The following is an 18,620-nucleotide window of genomic DNA, read 5'->3' on the forward strand; positions in this document are numbered from 1 at the left end:
CTCGGCCTGCACCTCCGCATACCCCTCGCGGCCCAGCCGAAGGAAGAGGTAGAACTGCAGCAGCACCTGCGCGCCCGGGCGGGAAAAGTTGAGCGCCAGCGTCGGAGTGTCCCCACCCAGGTAGCTCACGCGGAAGATCATCGACTCGGGCAGCGCCGCCGCGTCGCGCCACACCACCCAGCCGAGCCCCGGGTACACCAGCCCGTACTTGTGCCCCGAGGTGTTGATCGAGGCGACGCGCGGCAGCCGGAAGTCCCACTCCAGCTCCGGCTGGATGAACGGGGCAACCATGCCCCCGGAGGCGGCGTCGACGTGCAGCGGGATGTCGAGGCCGCGATCCCGCTCGATCGCGTCGAGTGCCGCGGCGAGCTCGGCGATCGGCTCGTACCCGCCCGTGTACGTGACGCCGAGGATCCCGACGACCCCGATGGTGCGCTCGTCGACCACGCCGTCGAGGGCCGAGCCGTCGAGCATCGGGTGCTCCTCGCTGACCGGAACGAAGCGCGGCTCCACCTCAAAGTAGTTGCAGAACTTCTCCCAGCAGACCTGCACCGCGCTCGACATCACGAGGTTGGGGCGCGCGATGTCGGCGCCCGCCGCCTCCCGTCGGTGCTGCCACCGCCGCTTCAGCGCGATCCCCGCGAGCATGCACGCCTCACTCGAGCCGACCGTCGACGTCGCGGGCGCCGTATCGGGGTCGGGGGCGTGCCACAGATCGGCGATGATCCGCTGGCAGCGCTGCTCGATCGCCGCGGTCTGCGGGTACTCGTCCTTGTCGATCATGTTCTTGTCGAACGCTTCCCGGTAGAGCTCCGACGCCTCCTCCTCCATCCATGTCGTCACGAACGTTGCGAGGTTCAGCCGTGCGTTGCCGTCAAGCATGGTCTCGTCACGAACCGCGTGAAACGCGGTGAGCGGATCCATCCCCTGCTCGGGGATGCGGTGCCTGGCCACGGTGCTCGGGTCGCCCGGCCGGCGGTGCATGGGGTGGAGGGGAACTGAACGGTCTGCTGAGGTCACGGGGGCTCCTTCGCGTGCCGGGGGAGCGACCCGGGACGGTGCCGCCCTGTCCTCACGATAGCCCGCGATCCAGGTTTTGGGGAGTGTGATCAGGTATTACTTCTGGTGTCAGGCGCCCGCTGCGGCACCCGCAGCGGGCGGGAGATTCCCCGGGGATCGAGGCCCCGAACGTCCGGTCGCGAGTGCGAAACGTAGGATCGTGGGGACGACGCCGTCGACCAGGGAGGAAGGCAGTGGGCAAGGTTGCATGGGGGTTCACGTCCTCGATCGATGGATTCATCGCCGGACCAGGCCACGACATGAGCTGGATGTCCAGCGCGGAGCCGCTTGCCGAGGGCACCAACGAGCGCATGGCGGGAGACGTGGCCGTGATTATCTCTGGACGCGCGGGGTACGATGCGGCGAAAGCTCAGGAGGCCGAGCGGGATGACCTCACGTCCGAGGCGTACGGGGGTGCCTGGTCCGGCACCGAGTTCGTGCTGACCCACCGTCCAGAGGAACTCGCTGGGGACCCGAGCGTCATTCCGTTGAACTGCAGTGTCGTTGAGGCGGTTCGTCGTGCTCAGGAGATCGCCGGTGCGCGAGACGTGCAGATCATCAGCGCCGATATCGCGCGGCAGGCGCTGGAACACGACCTCATCGATGAACTGCAGGTGTTCGTCTCCCCCGTGTTTCTCGGGGATGGCACCCGAATCTTCGACGTTCCCGGCGGGCGCCGAATCGAGTGGGAGTTGGTCGAGATCCACGAGGACAGCCCACGGAGTTTCGGGCGGATCTATCGCCCCAAGCGATGATCAGGCGCTACTTTTGGCGCCAGTAGCCGCAGAACGTGACGGCGTCGCGGGGCATGCCCAGCGTGCCGACGAGGTGCTTCCTGCCGCCGCTCGCGAGCTGCTGCTCGCCGGCAACAAACGCGTGGCTGGGGATCGCGCCGCCGGGCTGCCGGCCGCTGGGGAGCGCGCGCAGCGCGTCGAGCGCCGCGGCGCCGGGCCGGGCCGCTGCTGGCGCCGCAGTGGGTGCTGCTGCGGTCGCCGCGCGGTCGAGCCAGTGCACGCGCACGCCGGCCGGATGCTGCAGCTCCTGCCGATCGGCCGGGTCGGGCACCTCGATGATCGCGTCGCCCGTCGCGTCCGCGGGGAGGTCGCGCAGGATCCCGGCGACCGCGGGTAGTGCGCTCTCATCGCCGGCCAGCAGCACGTGGGGTGCGGGATCGCCCGGTGCTGGTGCGGTGAACCCGCAGCCCTGGTCGATCAGGGCAACGCGGGCGCCGATGGGCAGTTCAGCGGCCCAGGGGCCGGCGATGCCGCGGTCGGCGGCGGCGCTGTGCCCGGCGGTGCCCGGCCCAGCGCCGTCGTTCGCGTCTCCGCCGTGCACAACGAAGTCGATGTCGAGCTCGCCGAGCTCCGCGCGGAACTCGCGCACGGTGTAGTTGCGGATCGCTGGGCGGGTGGCCTTCGGCAGCGTGAGATAGCGCAGGTAGCCGCGCATATCGAAGCGCTCCGACATCCGGTCGAAGCGGGTCGCCTCGCCCGCCACGGGGATCGCGAGGCGGAACCACTGGTCGAATCCGAGGTCGCGCCACTCGCGCACGTCCGGCCCGCTGATCGTCAGGCGCACGAAGCTGGGGGAGATTCGCTCAGCCCGCGTCACCTCAGCGGTGACGAGTCCGGTGTCGGCGTGTGAGACGGCGATGTTTTGAGCTGGCATCTGGGATTTCCTTGCTGCGTTGTGGTGGCGGGTGCGGCGGGGTGAGCGTGGCGGCGTCTGCGAGTAAGTGCACCCACACCATCATCTGATGAATTGTTCCGCTTGACAATCGCCAAGTCGGCTCCTAGGTTCATTAGTGAAGTAATGAACCAGGGAAGGGGAGCGCATGTTTGACGACACGCGACCGATCTTTCTGCAGCTCGCAGACCGAATCGCCGACGAGGTACTGCGCGGTGTCTATGCGGCCGGCGAGCAGGTGCCATCCACCAACGAACTCGCGGCGCACCTGCGCATCAACCCGGCAACCGCCGGCAAGGCGCTCGGCGTGCTCGTGGATCGGGGCGTGCTGGAGAAGCGGCGCGGGATCGGCATGTTCGTCACCCCAGGCGCGCGTGCCCAGATCCAGGCCGAGCGGCAGCACGACTTCACCGAGCGCTTCGTTGATCCGCTGCTTGCGGAAGCCGGCTCGCTCGGCCTCACCACCGCAGACGTCATCCGAATTATCTCCGAGAAGGGGGAATCGACCTTATGACCGACATCGCCATTGACACGCGCGAGCTCACGCGTCGCTACCGCGGCGCCACGGCGCTCGACGCAGTGACGCTGAGCATCCACGCCAACACCATCACCGGGCTGCTCGGCCGCAACGGCGCGGGCAAGACGACCCTCATGTCGCTGCTCACCGCGCAGGATCGGCCGAGCTCCGGGACGCTCCGTGTCGCCGGGCACGACCCCTTCGAGCGGGCGGAAACCATCGAGCAGCTGTGCTTCGTGCGTGACAACCAGCGCTACCCCGATGACTACAAACTGAAGCACGCGATCCGCGCCGCGGCGATCTTCTACCCGAACTGGTCGCAGGAGCTCGCCGACCGCCTCATCGAGCGGTTCCGCATCCCCACGAAGCCGGTCGTGAGCAAGTTCTCACGCGGGCAGCTCTCCGCGCTCGGCATTGTGCTCGGCCTCGCGTCGCGCGCACCGATCACGTTCTTTGACGAGCCGTACCTCGGGCTCGACGCGACGGCGCGCGCGATCTTCTATGACGAGTTGCTGAGTGACTACTCCGCGCACCCGCGCACGATCATCCTGTCGACGCACCTGATCAACGAGATGGATCGGCTGCTCGAGCGCGTCATTGTGCTCGAACAGGGGCGCGTCGTGCGCCACGACGATGTCGAGGAACTGCGCGGTGGCGCATACCAGGTGGCTGGTAAGGCCGCGGCCCTCGACGAGTTCCTTGTCGGGCGGCCGGCGCTCTCGCGGCGCGGGATCGGCGGGCTCGCGTCCGCCGTGGTCAACGAGGCGCTCACCGCCGAAGCTCGCGCCGCGGCTGAGGCGGCCTATCTCGATGTTTCCGCCGTGTCGCTGCAGGACCTCGTCGCCGCATACGGCGTCGGTGACGACGCGGCGGCGGATTCCACTCTCTCGCCCCTCACGGAAGGGAGCCGCTCATGAATCGCGTGCTCAAGGTCACCCGGTTGCACCTCAATAAGCTGGACAACTTCCTCGGTACCCCGGCGATCATCCTGGGGATCGTGCTCATCGTCTCGATCATCATTGCGCTCGCGATCCAGCGGGCCACCGGGATTGACAGTTCGCACCCCGAGTACATCGACGGTGCGCGCATGAACATGGGTGTCGTGTGGTCGTTGCCCGGCTTCCTCATCTACTACGGGGTGCAGGCCGTCGCGACCACCTACCCATTCGGACTCGCCCTCGGCACCAGCCGCCGGAACTTCATCCTGGGCACCATGATCGCGAATGTGCTGCAGGCCGCTTACGTTGCCGTGCTGCTGGTTGCGTTGCTCGGCATCGAGCTCGCGACCGGGCACTGGTTCTCGAACACGTACGTGCTCGATGTGTACGCGGTGGGTGCCGGGAATCCGCTGATCCTCGCGGTGAGCGGGTTCGTTGGGGTGCTGTTCTGCCTCACCATTGGCGGGCTGTTCGGGGCGGTCTGGGTGCGGTTCGGCGCGAAGGGTCCGGCGGCGCTCGGCTTGGCGCTCGGCTTGGCGCTCGCGCTCACGGTGCTGATCATCGCCCCCAACCTCGGTGAGATCTTCGCGGGGATCACCCGCGGCGGGCTGGCGCTCGCGGCGACGGTCGTGATCGTGCTCGCACTCGTGGGCACCTGGTTCGCGATGCGCCGGGCGTCGGTGCGGTAGCCCGGCGGGCACTGGCCCGTCGGCGCCGACGCGGTCGAGATCGCATTGAGTAAGGGTCTGATCCGGAATCTCCCAGGAGTACCGGATCAGACCCCTACTTAGTGGCCTGGGAGTGGTGCGGGCGAGCGCGGGGCGGGCGTTCGCGGAATCGTGCGGGAGCTTCGCCCCGGCGCCGCATGATTCAGGCGAGTGTGATCCGGATTCCCTCGCGGGAACCGGATCACACTCGCCTGAATCTGCTGGGGGCGTTGGGGGCGGGGCCCGGAGGGGCGGGGCGGGCCCCGGAGGGCCCCGGCCCGGGCTAGGCCGGCTGCTTCTCCGGGGTGGCGCCCGGCGCCGCGTCCACGTCGTCGTTGTCGAACGCCTGCCCGCGGCGCGGCGCGTTGTAGAGCTCCTCATCGAGGATGCCCTCGCGCTTCGACACGATCGCCGGCACCAGCGCCTGGCCGGCGACGTTGACCGCGGTGCGGCCCATGTCGATGATCGGATCGACCGCGAGCAGCAGGCCGACGCCCTCAAGCGGCAGGCCGAGCGTCGACAGCGTGAGCGTGAGCATCACCGTCGCGCCGGTGGTGCCGGCGGTCGCGGCCGAGCCCACCACCGAGACGAGCACGATGAGCAGGTACTGCACGAGCGTCAGCTCGATGCCGAAGAACTGGGCGATGAAGATCGCCGCGACAGCCGGGTAGATCGCGGCGCAGCCGTCCATCTTGGTGGTCGCCCCGAGCGGCACCGCGAAGGATGCGTACCCGCGCGGCACGCCGAGGTTGCGCTCGGTGACGCGCTGCGTGAGCGGCAGCGTGCCGATCGACGAGCGGCTCACGAAGCCGAGCTGCACGGCCGGCCACACGCCGGAGAAGTACTGCTTCACGGACAGGCCGTGCGCGCGGACGAGGATCGGGTAGACCACGAACAGCACGATCGCGAGCCCCAGGTACAGCACGCCGACGAACGCGGTCAGCGATCCCATCTTGCTCCAGCCGTACTCGGCCACCGCGTTGCCGATGAGCCCGATCGTGCCGAGCGGCGCGATCCGGATGATCCACCACAGCACCTTCTGGATGATCGCGAGCGCCGACTCGGTGAGCGTGATGAACGGCTCGGCCTTCTCGCCGATCTTTAGTGCGGCGATGCCCACCGCGGCGGAGATCACGATCACCTGCAGCACGTTGAAGCTGGGGCTCGCGCTCAGCGCGCCGGTCTCAAGGTCCGCGGAGCCGCCGACGGTCAGGCCGAGGAAGTTGCCGGGAACGAGCCCGGTGAGGAAGTTCCACCAGGTGCCGACGGTGTACGGGTCGCCCGTCTCGAGCTCCGTCTGCGAGGCGACGGCGCCGGGGCGCAGGACGACGCCGAGCACGATCCCGATCGAGACCGCGATGAGTGCCGTGATCGCGAACCAGAGCAGGGTCTGCCCGGCGAGGCGCGCCGCATTGGTGACCTTGCGGAGCCCCACGATGCTCGACACGATCGCGGTGAAGATGAGCGGCACGACCGCGGCGCGCAGCAGCGAGACGTAGCTGCCGCCGATCGTGGCGAGGGTGGCGTGCAAGCCGTTGGGGTTGTCTTCGGCGTCGGGGCCAATCGCCATCGCGACCCCGCCGAGCACGAGGCCGAGCACGAGCGCGGCGAGAATCTGCCAACCGAACGAGGTCATCCAGCGGGGGAGCCTGCGGCGAGTCGGTGGTGCGGGAACTGCGGGAGAAGCCATGTGTGGGGGAATCCTTTGCGTACTGCGGTGGCGCTCTCGCGCCGGGCCAACGGAGAGTGTAGCAAAACATTCGCTCCCCTTATTCCAGGTATTGCAAACCGTATCCTCGTGTCGCCAGGTAGGCTGAGACCATGGCTGATTCTTCGTTTGACGTGGTGAGCAAGATCGACTCGATGGAGGTTGAGAACGCGGTGAACCAGGCCCGCAAGGAGGTCGAGCAGCGCTACGACTTCAAGGGTGTTGGCGCCGACGTGACCCTCTCGGGCGAGACGATCCTGATCAAGGCGAACACTGAGGAGCGCGCGCTCGCGGTGCTCGACGTGCTGCAGTCGAAGTTCATCAAGCGCTCGCTCTCGCTCAAGGCGCTCGAAACGGGCGATCCGTTCGCGAGCGGCAAGGAGTACCGCATCGAGTCGAAGCTCAAGGAGGGCATCGACCAGCCCACCGCGAAGAAGCTGAACAAGCTCATCCGCGATGAGGCTCCGAAGAGCGTCAAGTCGCAGATCCAGGGCGACGAGCTGCGCGTGTCCTCGAAGAGCCGCGACGATCTGCAGGCCACGATGGCGCTCCTGAAGGGGGCTGACGTCGAGGTCGCCCTGCAGTTCGTGAACTTCCGATAGGTCGCGCGCGGCGCGGGCCGCGCCGCCGGATTGGAGCACCATGCAGTTCGGGATCGCTGCCGTGGCACTTCGCCGTGCGGCGGCGCTCGGCGCCGCGGTGACGCTTGCGGCGGGGGTCGGCCTGCTCGCCGGGTGCGCCCCCGAACCCGCGCCACCGGCTCCCACCGCTGAGCCGACGCCCGCGCCGACGACGAGCGCTGAGCCGGATCCGGAGCCCACCGAGGACGCGTGGACTCGCTTCAGCGACCCGCGCATGCCGCACAGTTTTGAGCTGCCCCCTGGCTGGACCGTGAGCGAGCTGGTGGGCGACGGCCAGCCCGGTGAGACCAACGACCTCGGCGCTTACCAGTTCGGGATCTTTGATCCCGATGGCACCAGGCAGTTGTACTTCGCCAGCCGCGTGCAGGGCCTCGGCGGGGCGTGCGCCCACCTGCAGCAGACCGAGTTCGAGGTGCTCGACAACGCGCAGCTCGAGATTCCCGGCTACGTCCCGGCCCAGGACGGGAACGTCGCCCTGTTCTCCCCGCCGGAGGTGGTCTTCCGTGCGGGGCAGCTCACGGAGGGGGTGGTCGCGAGCCTCGGCCTCGCGGACTCGCACCCGCCGGCCTCCTGCATGTACTACAACGTGCTGCACACCGACAGCGGGCTCATGGCGTTCGCCGACCGGCTCCAGGTGGACACCTTCGCTCCGGAGGAGCAGCGACTCTTCGCCACGATGGACGAGGCGCGCGCGTACACGGAGACCGAGGAGTACCGGGTGCTCGTGCGGATCCTCAGCTCGCTGCGCATCGCGGCGTAGAGTGCCGCCCACCGCGGAGTGAGCCGCCGCAGCTACACTGGCGGCATGATCGGTGAGAACCTCCTCGGACCTGAACCCACCCGCCTCGCGCCCGACGCCGCGGCAGACGCGCTCGCGGCCGGCACCGATCCCGAACAGGTGGTGCGTGCGCACCCCGAGTCGCCGCTCGCGTGGGCGGTGCTCGCGGACGCCGCAGCGGCCGCTGGCCGCGAGATCGAGGCGTACGCGTTCGCGCGCGTTGGGTACCACCGCGGCCTCGACGCGCTCCGCAAGTCGGGCTGGCGCGGTGCCGGCCCGGTGCCGTGGTCGCACGAGCCGAACCGGGGTGTGCTGCGCGCGCTCTACGCGCTGCGCCGTGGTGCGGCGGCGATCGGGGAGACGCACGAGATTGAGCGGCTCACCGAGTTCCTGGACGGCGCGGATCCCGAGGCGATCGCGGCGATTGAGGCCGGGGTGGCGTAGGGCGGGGGAGTCGCGCTCGCGCGGGTGCATGCCGCTGCTGCGGGGTGCCGCTGCGCGCGTCTGAAATTGGCAAGAGTTTGCGCCGCTATTCCCCAGCGGATCTGGCGCAAACTCCAACTAAATGCCAGATAGCGCCGCGGAACACCCCACCGCCCGCGCCGCCGACCGAGGCTCCGGGTAGACTGGGGCGGTATCTGCCTAGTGCGAAGGAAGGGGCTGAAATGCCCGCAGTACTCATCACCGGTGCCCAGTGGGGCGATGAGGGCAAGGGACGCGCGACCGATCTCCTCGGAAGCCGCGTCGACTACGTCGTCAAGTTCAACGGCGGCAACAACGCCGGTCACACCGTCGTGATCGGGGACCAGAAGTACGCCCTGCACCTGCTGCCGTCGGGCATTCTCACGCCGGGCGTCGTGCCGGTGATCGCGAACGGCGTGGTCGTCGACCTCGCCGTGCTGAAGCTTGAGCTCGACGCGCTGAAGGAGCGCGGCGTCGACGTCTCGAGGCTGAAGGTGAGCGCCAACGCGCACGTCATCACCGAGTACCACCGCACGCTCGACAAGGTCACCGAGCGCTTCCTCGGCAAGCGCCAGATCGGCACCACCGGGCGCGGGATCGGCCCCGCGTACGCCGACAAGATCAACCGCGTCGGCATCCGCATCCAGGACATCTTCGACGAGGGCATCCTCCGGCAGAAGGTGGAGGCGGCGCTCGAGTTCAAGAACCAGGTGCTCGTCAAGATCTACAACCGGCGCGCGATCAACGCCGACGAGGTGGTCGCCGACCTGCTGAGCTACCGCGAACTGCTCGAGCCGATGGTGTGCGACACGGGGATGCTGCTCCACACCGCGCTCGCCGAGGACAAGACGGTGCTGTACGAGGCCGGCCAGGCCACCATGCTCGACATCGACCACGGCACCTACCCGTTCGTCACAAGCTCGAACGCGACCTCCGGCGGCGCGGCCACCGGCTCCGGGGTGCCCCCGCACAAGATCGACCGCATCATCGCGGTGATCAAGGCCTACACCACCCGCGTGGGATCGGGGCCGTTCCCCACCGAGCTGTTCGACGAGATGGGCGAGTTCCTCCAGACGAAGGGCGGCGAGTTCGGTGTCACCACGGGCCGCGCGCGCCGCTGCGGCTGGTACGACGCGCCCATGGCCCGCTACGCGGCGCGCATCAACGGCGTCACCGACTTCGTGCTGACGAAGCTCGACGTGCTCTCCGGCCTGAAGACGATCCCGGTCTGCGTTGCGTACGACGTCAACGGCGAGCGCTTCGACGAGATGCCGGTGAACCAGTCCGACTTCCACCACGCCGTGCCGATCTACCAGGAGTTCCCCGGCTGGGACGAGGACATCTCCGACTGCCGCAGCTTCGACGAGCTGCCGAAGAACGCGCAGGACTACATCGTCGCCCTCGAGGCGATGAGCGGTGCGCGCTTCTCGGCCGTCGGCGTCGGCCCCGAGCGCGAGCAGGTCGTCGAGCTGCACGATCTGCTGGACTAGGGATCGCCATGACCGAGCAGACCCCCGCCGAACGCCTCGACCGCCTGCGCTCCAGCATCGACAACATCGATGCGGCGCTCGTGCACATGCTCGCGGAGCGCTTCCGCTGCACGCAGGAGGTGGGCCTCCTGAAGGCGGAGAACGAGATGCCGGCCTCCGACCCTTCGCGTGAGGCGCGGCAGATCGCCCGCCTGCGCAGCCTGGCGGAGGACGCGCACCTCGATCCCGAGTTCGCGGAGAAGTGGTTCAACTTCGTGGTCGCCGAGGTCATCCAGCACCACACGCAGATCGCCTCGGAGCGCTGACGCGCGGCTCCGATCCCGATCGAGACGCGGCGGCGCGCACCCCTCCCGGGTGCGCGCCGCCGCCTTTTTGCGGCGTAAGGTATGCCTACGCTGTGGTGCGGGAATGTCTCAACTCGGAGACAATGGAGAGATGAAGAAGTTGCGCCGCGCCGCGCGCGCGTACCCAGCGGTCGCCACCACCCTCGCCGTCGGGATCGTCGGCCTCCTGCTCCTCGCGACGCCCGGCCGGGCCGCCGCCCCCTGGCTCGTCGGAGGCTACGCGCTGCTCATCGCGGCCTGGCAGGCGGTCGAGATGGTGCGCCAGCTGCTGCGCGGCCACGCCGGACTCGACATCCTCGCGGTCACCGCGATCGTTGCCGCGGTGCTCGTCGGCGAGCCGTGGGCGGCGCTCGTCGTCGTACTCATGCTGACCGGCGGCGAAGCGCTCGAGGACTACGCCGAGAACCGCTCGAAGCGTGAGCTCACCGCCCTGCTGGAGCGCGCGCCCAGCCGTGCGACGCGCGTGCTCACCGACCAGCTCGACGAAGACGGCATGGCACGCACCGAAGAGGTCGACGTGCAGGAGATCCTGGTCGGCGATACGCTGCTCGTCCGCCCTGGCACGCTCGTGCCGGTCGACGCGATCCTGCTCGATCACGGTGCCTCGTTCGACGAGTCGTCGCTCACGGGGGAGAGCCTGCCCGTCGAGCGCGCCGCGGGCGAGAAAGTGTCCTCCGGCGTGATCAACGGCCCGGTCGCCGTGCACATGCGTGCCACGGCGCTCGCCGCGGACAGCCAGTACCAGCAGATCGTGCGCCTCGTCGAGGAAGCGCAGGGCAGCAAGGCGAAGACCGTGCGAATGGCGGATCGCTACGCGGTGCCCTTCACGCTGCTCTCGCTCGCGATCGCCGGCATCGCGTGGGCCGTGAGCGGCGACCCGGTGCGCTTCGCCGAGGTGCTCGTCGTCGCGACGCCGTGCCCGCTGCTCATCGCGGCACCGGTCGCGTTCCTCGGCGGCATGAGCCGCGCCGCGAAGGCCGGGCTCATCGTGAAGGGCGGCGGCACGCTCGAGCAGCTGGCGAGGGTGCGCTCCGCGGCGTTCGACAAGACGGGGACGCTCACCACCGGCAAGCCCGAGCCGCGCCGCATCGTCGCGCAGGACGGCTTCACCGAGGCCGAGGTGCTGCAGCTCGCCGCCTCGGCCGAGGTGTTCTCCTCGCACGTGCTGGCGAGCGCCGTGGTCGGGGCGGCAAAGCAGCGCGGGATCGAGCTCGTCGCCGTCGAGTCGGCAGAGGAGTACGCGACGAACGGGGTCGAGGCGCGCGTGGCCGCCGGGCGCGTGCGCGTCGGCAAGCCAGCGTGGGTGGCCGAGGCCGCGCCGGCGCTGCGCCATGTCGGGCTTGAGCCGGGGGAGCTGGCCATCTACGTGTCCCTCGATGACCGCTTCGCCGGCACGCTGGTGATGCGTGATCGTCTGCGCGACGACGCCGTCGACACGGTCGCCGAGCTGCACGAGCTCGGCATCGAGCGCATGCTGATGGTCACGGGCGACGTTGCGGCCACCGCGAACCCGCTCGCCGCGCAGCTGCGCATCGGGGAGGTGCACGCGGAGTGCACGCCGGCCGACAAGGTGCGCATCATCGCCGAGGTGGAGACGCGGCCGCTGCTCATGACGGGTGATGGGCTGAACGATGCCCCCGTGCTCGCCGCGGCTGACGTGGGGTTCGCGATGGGTGCGCGCGGCTCCACCGCAGCGAGCGAGTCCGCCGACGTGGTGAATCGCTTCGACCGCATCGGCGGGGTGGCCGACGCCGTGCGGATCGGGCGGGACACGGTGCGCATCGCCGTGCAGAGTATCTGGCTCGGAATCGCATTTAGTGTGGGTTTGATGCTGATTGCGGCGTTCGGTTTCCTCCCCGCGCTGCTTGGCGCGTGGATGCAGGAGCTCGTCGACCTGGTCGCGATCCTTGGCGCCCTGCGCGCCATCCGCGGGCCGCGCGGCTCGGCGGGGCGAGCCCCCGCCGAGGGGCGCGGCACCGACGCTGAGCGCGGCGCGGCGGAGCACACGCCGGCCGCGGGCTGAGGCGTCTGCCGCGGCCACGGCGAAGCTACTCCGCGCGGAGGGCCGAGCGCGCCGCAGCGATCGCCGCGAGCACACGCTCGCGCAGCGCGTTCCCGCGCGCCGCGAAGCCGCGCTGCAGCCGGGCGTACTCGCGCTTGCCTGGGCCGGTCTCGATCGGGATCGGTGCGAGCGGCGTTCCGTCCGCTCCCGCGTACCCCGTGACGTCGTACGGCGAGGCCCGCATGTCGACCTCGCGGATGTCGCGCGCCAGCACAAACGTGTCGAGCAGCAGCTCGCCTGGCACGATCGGCCCGAGCTTCGATGCCCACTTGTAGACGTCCATGCCGGCGTGGAGGCAGCCGGACTGCTCCATCGCCGGCTGCGTCTCGCGCGTGGGGCGCAGCGTGTTCAACGGCGCGGCCGCCGGCGTGAAGAAGCGGTACGCGTCGAAGTGGGTGCAGCCGATCTGATGCGATTCGACGACCGCGTCGGTCGCCGCGTGGCCGATACGCAGCGGCAGCGCGCGGTGCCGCAGCTCCTCCGGCGTGAGCCGGTATACCATCGCCCACTCGTGCAGGCCGAAGCAGCCGTACTTCGGGGTGTGCGCGAGCGTCGCGGCGAGCAGCTCGGCCACGTAGTCGACGGTCGCGCCGCGGCGCGCGAAGAACGCGGGCAGGTCGAGCTGCGCGTCCGCGTCAGCGATCCCCGCCGCGCGGTAGTGCCGCCACTCGGCGCGCTCGGCCCCTGCACCGGCGAGCCGCACGCCGGCCCCGGGGTGCCAGCGCCGCAGCTCGTTCGGTTTCACCGAGTAGTAGGTCCACAGGAAGTCCTCGATCGGGTGCGTCTCGCGGCGTGCTGCGCGGGATCGGTGCCCCGCGGTGAGCGCGTCGGCGCGCTCCTGGTGCGCGCGCTCGCGTGCGCGCCAGTCGGCCTCGGCGTAGACGCGCGGTGCCTCGGCGTGGACGCGCGGCGCCGCGGCGTGCACGCCAGGTGCTGCGGTGCTCACCGGCCGCGCAGCCGATCGAGGTCGCGGCGGTCGCGCTTCGTCGGCCGCCCGGCACCGGGATCGCGCACCACTGCCGCCGGCCGCTCCACGCGCGGCGGCGGGGGCGGCGTGAGGTCCTCGAAGTGCTTGGCGGCCTCCTCTGCGCTGCCTCGTCGGACGGGCAGCCCGGTCACCCGGTAGATCCGTTCAAAGCCGTGCAACCGGACGCGCACCTCGTCGCCGAGCCGCACCGGCTGCGCGGCCTTCGCCGCAGCGCCGTTGACGCGCACGTGGCCGGCGCGGCACGCCGCGGTGGCCTGGCTGCGGGTTTTGGCGAGGCGAACGCCCCACACCCATGTGTCTATCCGAACGCTCTCGCCAGCCATAGACTCGATGGTACCGAGAGTCGGTGTGGTTCGCCCGGGGAGGGTCATGGAGTACGAGACGATCGGCGGGGCCGTCGACACCGAGCTCGAGATCTCGCGGTCGCGCTTCCTGACCAGGCTCGAGCGGGTGACCTCCGAGGACGAGGCGCGCGCGGTGATCGCGCGCGTGCGGAGCGAGCACCCGCGCGCACGGCACCACTGCTCCGCGTTTGTGATCGGCCCGGAGTCCCGGATCCAGCGCTCCAACGACGACGGCGAGCCGAGCGGCACGGCCGGCGCGCCCATGCTCGACGCGCTGACCTCCGCCGGGGTGAGCGACGTGGTCGCCGTGGTGACGCGCTACTTCGGCGGCGTGCTCCTCGGCGCAGGCGGCCTGACCCGCGCCTACCGCGCGGCCGTCGCCGAGGCGATGCTCCGCGCGCGCCGCGTGCAGCGCGCCATCCGGCACGAGGTGACCGTGCACTGCGCGTACGACGTCGCGGCGCAGATCGAGGCGGAGGCCAGGCGCCGCGGCTACGGGGTGGGCGGCGCGGACTACTCGGATCATGTGGCGCAGCGCTTCCACATTGCCGACGGCGAGATCGCGCCGCTCGCCGAGCTCTCCGCGGAGCTCAGCGCGGGGGCCGCACGCGTGGATCGCGGGCCCGCCGAGTTTGTCGACCTCGCGGGCTGAGCGCCCAGCCACAGCGCACGCCCCCAGCGCGCGAGCCAGCCCGCACGGCTCGGTCCCTGTCAGGGGCTCGCGGTACGCTCGTCTGGTGGACTACTGGGCAGAGATCGTTGGGCAGAGCGACGCCGTTGGGGCGTTGCAGCGCGCCGCTGCGCCTGACGCTGCGGTTGCGCACGCGTGGCTCATCACCGGCCCGCCCGGTTCCGGCCGCTCGAACCTCGCGTTTCGCTTCGCCGCCGCGCTGATCGCGCGCACCGAGGACGAGCGCGCGCACGTGTTCGAGCAGGTGCGTGCACGCACGCACCCCGACCTCGGCGTGCTCACCACCCAGAAGCTGCTCATCGACATCCGCGCGGCACGCGAGATCGTCACGACGGCGCACTACGCGCCCGCCGAGGGGCGCTACCGCGTGATCGTCATCGAGGATGCCGACCGCATGCCGGAGCGCACCTCGAACGTGCTGCTGAAGGCGCTCGAGGAGCCGCCGGAGCGCACCGTCTGGATCCTCTGCGCGCCGAGCGAGGCAGACCTCTTGCCCACCATTCGCTCGCGCACGCGCTCGCTCCGCCTGGCCACGCCCCACCCGGACGACATCGCGCGGCTGCTGCACGAGCGCGACGGGATCGATGCCGTGGCCGCCGAGCGCGCTGCGCGCCTCGCGCAGAGCCACATCGGGATGGCCAGGCGCCTCGCCTCCGACCCAGCGGTGATGGAGCGGCGCGACCGCAGCGTCGCGCTCGCGCTCGGGATCGCGACCCTCGGGGACGCCATGCGCGCAGCCGCCGCCCTCCTGAAAGTCGCCGAGGCCGACGCCGCTGCGCTCACCGAGGAGCGCGACGCGCGCGAGCGCGAGGACGCGCTGCGGAGCCTGGGGCTCGCCCAGGGCGCTCCGATCCCGCCCCAGATGCGCGCCCAGATCCGCGCGCTGGAGGAGGACCAGAAGCGCCGCGCGACGCGCAGCCTCCGCGACGGCATCGACCGGATCCTCACCGACCTGCTCTCGGTGATGCGGGACATCCTGATGTACGCGCTCAGCGTCGATCGCGACGCCGCGCACCCCGTCGCCGACCCGGGCTTCGAGGTCATCAACCGCGAGCAGCTCGCGCAGATCGCGGATCGCGCGGAGCGGTGGGGGCCCGAGCGGGCGCTCGCCGTCGTTGCGGCGGTCGAGACCGCGCGCGAGCGCCTGGGGCGCGGCATCACGCCGGGGCTCGTGCTCGAAGCGCTGTTCGCCGGAATCATCGCTGTGGAGGACGCATGACGCACACCCCCGTTCCCCGCCGCAGGGCCGCGTGGCGGCGGCTCGTGCTCGGCGGCGCCGCGCTCGCCGCAGCGACCGCGCTCGTCGGCTGCTCCCTGCTGCCGGGGGCCGGCTCCGGGGGCGCGGGCGGCGGCAGCGATCCCCAGCTGCCTGATCAGCCGACGGGCACGGTGCAGGGCTTCGCGGAGCAGACGCCCGAGTGGCAGCCGTGCGCGAACGGGATGCAGTGCGCCGACGTGCACGCACCGCTGGACTGGGCCGAGCCGGCGGGGGAGACGATCACGCTGCGGCTCGTGAAGAGCGCGGCGACCGGCTCCGAGAAGCTGGGCACGCTGTTCGTGAACCCGGGCGGCCCGGGGGCCTCCGGCGCCGAGTACGTCGCGAACGCGGTGGAGCACGCGGTGTCGGCCGACGTGCGCGCAGCGTACGACGTGATCGGGTGGGATCCGCGCGGCGTTGGCGAGTCCGCGCCGGTGCGCTGCCTCGACACGGCTGGCATGGACGAGTACCTGTACGGCGACGACGCCGAAACCGCCGATCTCGAGCGGGGCAGCGACGAGTGGATCGCGGTCGCCCGGGCGCAGGCGCGCGACTTCGCGGAGGCCTGCGCGGAGCGGAGCGGGGACATCCTCGCGCACGTCGCAACGAGCGACACCGTGCAGGACCTGGACATGCTGCGCGGCATCGTGGGGGACACGAAGCTCAACTACCTCGGGTTCTCGTACGGCACCTACATCGGCGCGCGCTACGCGGACGCCTACCCGGAACGCGTTGGGCGGCTGGTGCTCGACGGCGCGATGGACCCGGCGGCCACCATGCAGGACGTGGTGCGCGAGCAGACGATCGGCTTCGAGAACGCGCTGCGCGCGTACACGAGCGACTGCCTGCAGCGCCGCGGGTGCCCGCTGAGCGGCACGGTTGACGCGGCGATGGCGCAGATCGGGGCGCTCCTCGACCGGATCGACGCGAACTCGCTCACCGGCGCTGATGGGCGCACCGTCACCTCGGGGGTGGCCGTCACTGCGATCGTGTTCCCGCTCTACTCGCAGGACATGTGGGGGTACCTCGATCAGCTCTTCGAGTCGCTCGCGGTCGACGATCCCGAGATGGCCCTGATCCTCGCGGACGCGTACAACGACCGGCAGGACGGCGAGTACCAGAGCAACTCGACCGAGGCGTTCTCCGCGATCAACTGCCTCGACTACCCGAGCGATCTCGATGTTGCGCGCATGCGCGACGATGCCGCGGAGCTCGCGAAGATCGCGCCAACCATCGGCCGATTCCAGGGATTCGGCGACATCAGCTGTGCAGAGTGGCCCGTCGCGGGCGTCCCGGAGCGCACGCCGGTGCGTGCCGCGGGGGCCGACCCCATCCTGGTCGTCGGCACCACGGGGGATCCCGCGACGCCGTACCGCTGGGCGGAGTCGCTCGCGTCGCAGCTCGAGAGCGGCAGCCTGATCACCTACGTCGGCGAGGGGCACACCGCCTACACCACGAGCTCGTGCGTTGGCGAGGTGGTCGACGCGTACTTCCTCGACGGCACGGTTCCCGCGGCCGACCCGCGCTGCGCCGCGTAGGGCGCGCGGGCCGGCGGCGCGCCCGGGCTCCCCGCGTCTACGCCGCCGGTGTGCAACGCAGGGGGTTCCTCGTGCTACAGTAGTTGCTTGTGCGCGACAGCAATTTCGCGCCAGGCCGCCTTAGCTCAGTCGGTAGAGCGATTCACTCGTAATGAATAGGTCACCAGTTCGATTCTGGTAGGCGGCTCCAAGAAAGCCCCGGTTCACGCCGGGGCTTTTGCATGTTCCGGCAACGCCAGCTCGCCCGATGCGGCGGCCAGCGCCCGCCCGGGTAGGCTACGAAGGTGACCACCCAGGCAAAGCCCCGTATCGCGCTCTGGGACAATGCGCGCTTCGTGCTCATCGTGCTCGTCGTCGTCGGGCACACGATCTCCACGATCCGCACCGACACCGCGCTCGGCTTCGGCCTCTACGCGTACATCTACCTGTTCCACATGCCGGCCATGATCCTGCTCTCCGGGCTCTTCGCGCGGCCGACAACGGACCAGAAGATGGTGCGCTCCACCCTGCAGCTCCTCGCAACCTGGGGGCTGTGGGAGGGCATCTGGGCGGTGATCCGGTTCGCCGTTGAGGGGCGCACCCCGGGGAACTCATTCCTCGTGAGTCCGGCGTGGACGCTCTGGTTCCTCGTCACGCTCATCACGATGCGCATCCTGCTGCCGTTCTTCGCCAGGATGAAGCACCCGCTGATCGTCTCGATCGTGATCGCGCTCGGCGCCGGCCTCCTGCCCGGCCTCGGCACCGAGTTCTCCGCGGCGCGCACGCTCACCTTTCTCCCGTTCTTCATCGCCGGCTGGCTCATCCGCGATCGCGGCTGGGTCGACGGCGAGTGGTTTACGGCCCCGTCGCGTGCGCTGCGCGCCGGGGCATGGTCGCTGCTCGGGGTCGTGGCGCTCGGCTTCGTGTTCGCGCCTGGCCTGCGCGCCACGTGGCGGATCGATCGCTGGCTCACCTGGCGCGACGACTACGCCTGGCTGTTCTCGAAGCCCCCGGTGTTCCCGTGGGAGCCCACGTCGTGGGGCGCGACCGCGCTGAGCGGCACGCTCGTCACGTCGGTGCTGCTCGCGGTCGCCGCGGCGATGACCTTCGCGCTGCTGATCGTGGTGCCGCGCGGGCACGGCCGCATCACGGAGTGGGGCACGCGCACCATGGCGGTGTACCTGCTGCACGGCCCCATCATCTACACGCTCCGCGAGACCGGGGCGGTGGAGTGGATCGGCGCGTCGGGCTGGCCAGGCGTGCTCGCCCTCGTGGCGCTCGGCGTGGCGATCACGCTGGTGCTCTCCGCCGGCTGGGTGACGCGGCTCAGCCGGCCGCTCATCTCCCCGAACATCGACTGGATCCTCGCCCCCGAGCCGCAGCCGGCGCGCCGCTAGGCGGAGCGCAGCGAGCCGGCGCGCAGCCAGCTG

At 70.4% G+C, this 18,620-nt stretch carries 19 protein-coding genes and 1 tRNA gene; 15 read left to right on the forward strand and 5 right to left on the reverse strand.

Translation table 11 applies throughout. The features are described from left to right. A partial coding sequence (locus tag EGM46_RS00005; protein ID WP_125098323.1) for a glutamate decarboxylase occupies positions 1 to 984 on the reverse strand: 984 nt, incomplete at its 3' end. Between the two features lie 269 nt (positions 985 to 1,253). Between EGM46_RS00005 and EGM46_RS00010 the strand changes: the two genes are divergently transcribed. Further along, a complete protein-coding gene (locus EGM46_RS00010) occupies positions 1,254 to 1,814 on the forward strand; it encodes a dihydrofolate reductase family protein (RefSeq protein WP_125098130.1) in 561 nt (186 codons plus the stop codon). A gap of 7 nt (positions 1,815 to 1,821) precedes the next feature. Here the strand turns inward: EGM46_RS00010 and EGM46_RS00015 are convergent, their stop codons facing one another. Beyond that, complete coding sequence (locus tag EGM46_RS00015; RefSeq protein ID WP_125098131.1) at positions 1,822 to 2,727, reverse strand: siderophore-interacting protein; 906 nt, start codon at positions 2,725 to 2,727, stop codon at positions 1,822 to 1,824. 166 nt (positions 2,728 to 2,893) lie between these two features. Between EGM46_RS00015 and EGM46_RS00020 the strand changes: the two genes are divergently transcribed. Genes EGM46_RS00020 through EGM46_RS00030 form a run of 3 tightly spaced genes read left to right on the forward strand, consistent with a single transcriptional unit; the run spans position 2,894 to position 4,889 of the window. Continuing rightward, positions 2,894 to 3,259, forward strand: a complete 366-nt coding sequence (locus EGM46_RS00020) for a GntR family transcriptional regulator (protein WP_125098132.1) — start codon at positions 2,894 to 2,896, stop codon at positions 3,257 to 3,259. Next, a complete protein-coding gene (locus EGM46_RS00025; protein WP_125098133.1) occupies positions 3,256 to 4,179 on the forward strand; it encodes an ABC transporter ATP-binding protein in 924 nt (307 codons plus the stop codon). The genes EGM46_RS00020 and EGM46_RS00025 overlap by 4 nt, the downstream gene beginning before the upstream one ends. Further along, positions 4,176 to 4,889, forward strand: coding sequence for a hypothetical protein (locus tag EGM46_RS00030; protein WP_125098134.1), 714 nt, complete (start codon positions 4,176 to 4,178; stop codon positions 4,887 to 4,889). The genes EGM46_RS00025 and EGM46_RS00030 overlap by 4 nt, the downstream gene beginning before the upstream one ends. A 301-nt stretch (positions 4,890 to 5,190) precedes the next feature. On the opposite strand, the gene EGM46_RS00035 is transcribed toward EGM46_RS00030, so the two are convergent. Further along, entirely contained in the window at positions 5,191 to 6,597 is a 1,407-nt protein-coding gene (locus EGM46_RS00035) for a dicarboxylate/amino acid:cation symporter (protein ID WP_125098135.1), read from the reverse strand. Positions 6,598 to 6,728: 131 nt separating this feature from the next. On the opposite strand from EGM46_RS00035, the gene EGM46_RS00040 reads away from it, so the two are divergent. The 6 genes from EGM46_RS00040 (at position 6,729) to EGM46_RS00065 (ending at position 12,353) form a co-directional block, all read left to right on the forward strand. Next, entirely contained in the window at positions 6,729 to 7,217 is a 489-nt protein-coding gene (locus EGM46_RS00040; protein WP_125098136.1) for a YajQ family cyclic di-GMP-binding protein, read from the forward strand. A gap of 40 nt (positions 7,218 to 7,257) precedes the next feature. Beyond that, on the forward strand, positions 7,258 to 8,016 hold the full coding sequence (locus EGM46_RS00045; protein ID WP_125098137.1) for a hypothetical protein: 759 nt from the start codon (positions 7,258 to 7,260) through the stop codon (positions 8,014 to 8,016). Between the two features lie 45 nt (positions 8,017 to 8,061). Further along, positions 8,062 to 8,478, forward strand: a complete 417-nt coding sequence (locus EGM46_RS00050; RefSeq protein WP_125098138.1) for a DUF3151 domain-containing protein — start codon at positions 8,062 to 8,064, stop codon at positions 8,476 to 8,478. A 221-nt stretch (positions 8,479 to 8,699) separates the two neighbouring features. Then, positions 8,700 to 9,986 carry an adenylosuccinate synthase gene (locus tag EGM46_RS00055; protein WP_125098139.1) on the forward strand — a complete coding sequence of 429 codons (1,287 nt, stop codon included), beginning with the start codon at positions 8,700 to 8,702 and terminating at the stop codon, positions 9,984 to 9,986. Between the two features lie 8 nt (positions 9,987 to 9,994). Next, positions 9,995 to 10,291, forward strand: a complete 297-nt coding sequence (locus tag EGM46_RS00060; RefSeq protein WP_125098140.1) for a chorismate mutase — start codon at positions 9,995 to 9,997, stop codon at positions 10,289 to 10,291. Positions 10,292 to 10,421: 130 nt separating this feature from the next. Continuing rightward, entirely contained in the window at positions 10,422 to 12,353 is a 1,932-nt protein-coding gene (locus EGM46_RS00065; RefSeq protein WP_125098141.1) for a heavy metal translocating P-type ATPase, read from the forward strand. A gap of 25 nt (positions 12,354 to 12,378) precedes the next feature. On the opposite strand, the gene EGM46_RS00070 is transcribed toward EGM46_RS00065, so the two are convergent. Continuing rightward, complete coding sequence (locus EGM46_RS00070) at positions 12,379 to 13,338, reverse strand: 3-methyladenine DNA glycosylase (RefSeq protein ID WP_431194058.1); 960 nt, start codon at positions 13,336 to 13,338, stop codon at positions 12,379 to 12,381. After that, positions 13,335 to 13,703 (reverse strand): RNA-binding S4 domain-containing protein, encoded by a 369-nt coding sequence (locus EGM46_RS00075; RefSeq protein WP_125098142.1) that lies wholly within the window; start codon positions 13,701 to 13,703, stop codon positions 13,335 to 13,337. Before EGM46_RS00075 ends, EGM46_RS00070 begins: the two co-directional genes overlap by 4 nt. A 46-nt stretch (positions 13,704 to 13,749) precedes the next feature. On the opposite strand from EGM46_RS00075, the gene EGM46_RS00080 reads away from it, so the two are divergent. From EGM46_RS00080 to EGM46_RS00100, 5 genes are all read left to right on the forward strand, one after another. After that, on the forward strand, positions 13,750 to 14,376 hold the full coding sequence (locus EGM46_RS00080) for a YigZ family protein (protein WP_125098143.1): 627 nt from the start codon (positions 13,750 to 13,752) through the stop codon (positions 14,374 to 14,376). 85 nt (positions 14,377 to 14,461) lie between these two features. Further along, entirely contained in the window at positions 14,462 to 15,634 is a 1,173-nt protein-coding gene (locus tag EGM46_RS00085; RefSeq protein WP_125098144.1) for a DNA polymerase III subunit delta', read from the forward strand. Next, positions 15,631 to 17,211 (forward strand): alpha/beta hydrolase, encoded by a 1,581-nt coding sequence (locus tag EGM46_RS00090; protein ID WP_125098145.1) that lies wholly within the window; start codon positions 15,631 to 15,633, stop codon positions 17,209 to 17,211. The genes EGM46_RS00085 and EGM46_RS00090 overlap by 4 nt, the downstream gene beginning before the upstream one ends. A gap of 114 nt (positions 17,212 to 17,325) precedes the next feature. Then, positions 17,326 to 17,401 (forward strand) — tRNA-Thr (locus tag EGM46_RS00095). A gap of 94 nt (positions 17,402 to 17,495) precedes the next feature. Beyond that, on the forward strand, positions 17,496 to 18,587 hold the full coding sequence (locus EGM46_RS00100; RefSeq protein WP_125098146.1) for an acyltransferase family protein: 1,092 nt from the start codon (positions 17,496 to 17,498) through the stop codon (positions 18,585 to 18,587). Positions 18,588 to 18,620 lie beyond the last annotated feature (33 nt).

This window comes from Leucobacter chromiireducens (assembly GCF_003917135.1).
In the GTDB taxonomy this organism is placed as follows: domain Bacteria; phylum Actinomycetota; class Actinomycetes; order Actinomycetales; family Microbacteriaceae; genus Leucobacter; species Leucobacter chromiireducens_A.

Excerpts from the sequence above, each read along its gene's own strand:
- EGM46_RS00060 (WP_125098140.1), top strand. The coding sequence starts at position 9,995 with ATGACCGAGCAGACCCCCGCCGAACGCCTCGACCGCCTGCGCTCCAGC.
- EGM46_RS00080 (WP_125098143.1), top strand. The coding sequence starts at position 13,750 with ATGGAGTACGAGACGATCGGCGGGGCCGTCGACACCGAGCTCGAGATC.
- EGM46_RS00065 (WP_125098141.1), top strand. The coding sequence starts at position 10,422 with ATGAAGAAGTTGCGCCGCGCCGCGCGCGCGTACCCAGCGGTCGCCACC.
- EGM46_RS00015 (WP_125098131.1), bottom strand. The coding sequence starts at position 2,727 with ATGCCAGCTCAAAACATCGCCGTCTCACACGCCGACACCGGACTCGTC.
- EGM46_RS00020 (WP_125098132.1), top strand. The coding sequence starts at position 2,894 with ATGTTTGACGACACGCGACCGATCTTTCTGCAGCTCGCAGACCGAATC.
- EGM46_RS00055 (WP_125098139.1), top strand. The coding sequence starts at position 8,700 with ATGCCCGCAGTACTCATCACCGGTGCCCAGTGGGGCGATGAGGGCAAG.
- EGM46_RS00040 (WP_125098136.1), top strand. The coding sequence starts at position 6,729 with ATGGCTGATTCTTCGTTTGACGTGGTGAGCAAGATCGACTCGATGGAG.
- EGM46_RS00035 (WP_125098135.1), bottom strand. The coding sequence starts at position 6,597 with ATGGCTTCTCCCGCAGTTCCCGCACCACCGACTCGCCGCAGGCTCCCC.
- EGM46_RS00030 (WP_125098134.1), top strand. The coding sequence starts at position 4,176 with ATGAATCGCGTGCTCAAGGTCACCCGGTTGCACCTCAATAAGCTGGAC.
- EGM46_RS00050 (WP_125098138.1), top strand. The coding sequence starts at position 8,062 with ATGATCGGTGAGAACCTCCTCGGACCTGAACCCACCCGCCTCGCGCCC.
- EGM46_RS00045 (WP_125098137.1), top strand. The coding sequence starts at position 7,258 with ATGCAGTTCGGGATCGCTGCCGTGGCACTTCGCCGTGCGGCGGCGCTC.
- EGM46_RS00090 (WP_125098145.1), top strand. The coding sequence starts at position 15,631 with ATGACGCACACCCCCGTTCCCCGCCGCAGGGCCGCGTGGCGGCGGCTC.
- EGM46_RS00025 (WP_125098133.1), top strand. The coding sequence starts at position 3,256 with ATGACCGACATCGCCATTGACACGCGCGAGCTCACGCGTCGCTACCGC.
- EGM46_RS00075 (WP_125098142.1), bottom strand. The coding sequence starts at position 13,703 with ATGGCTGGCGAGAGCGTTCGGATAGACACATGGGTGTGGGGCGTTCGC.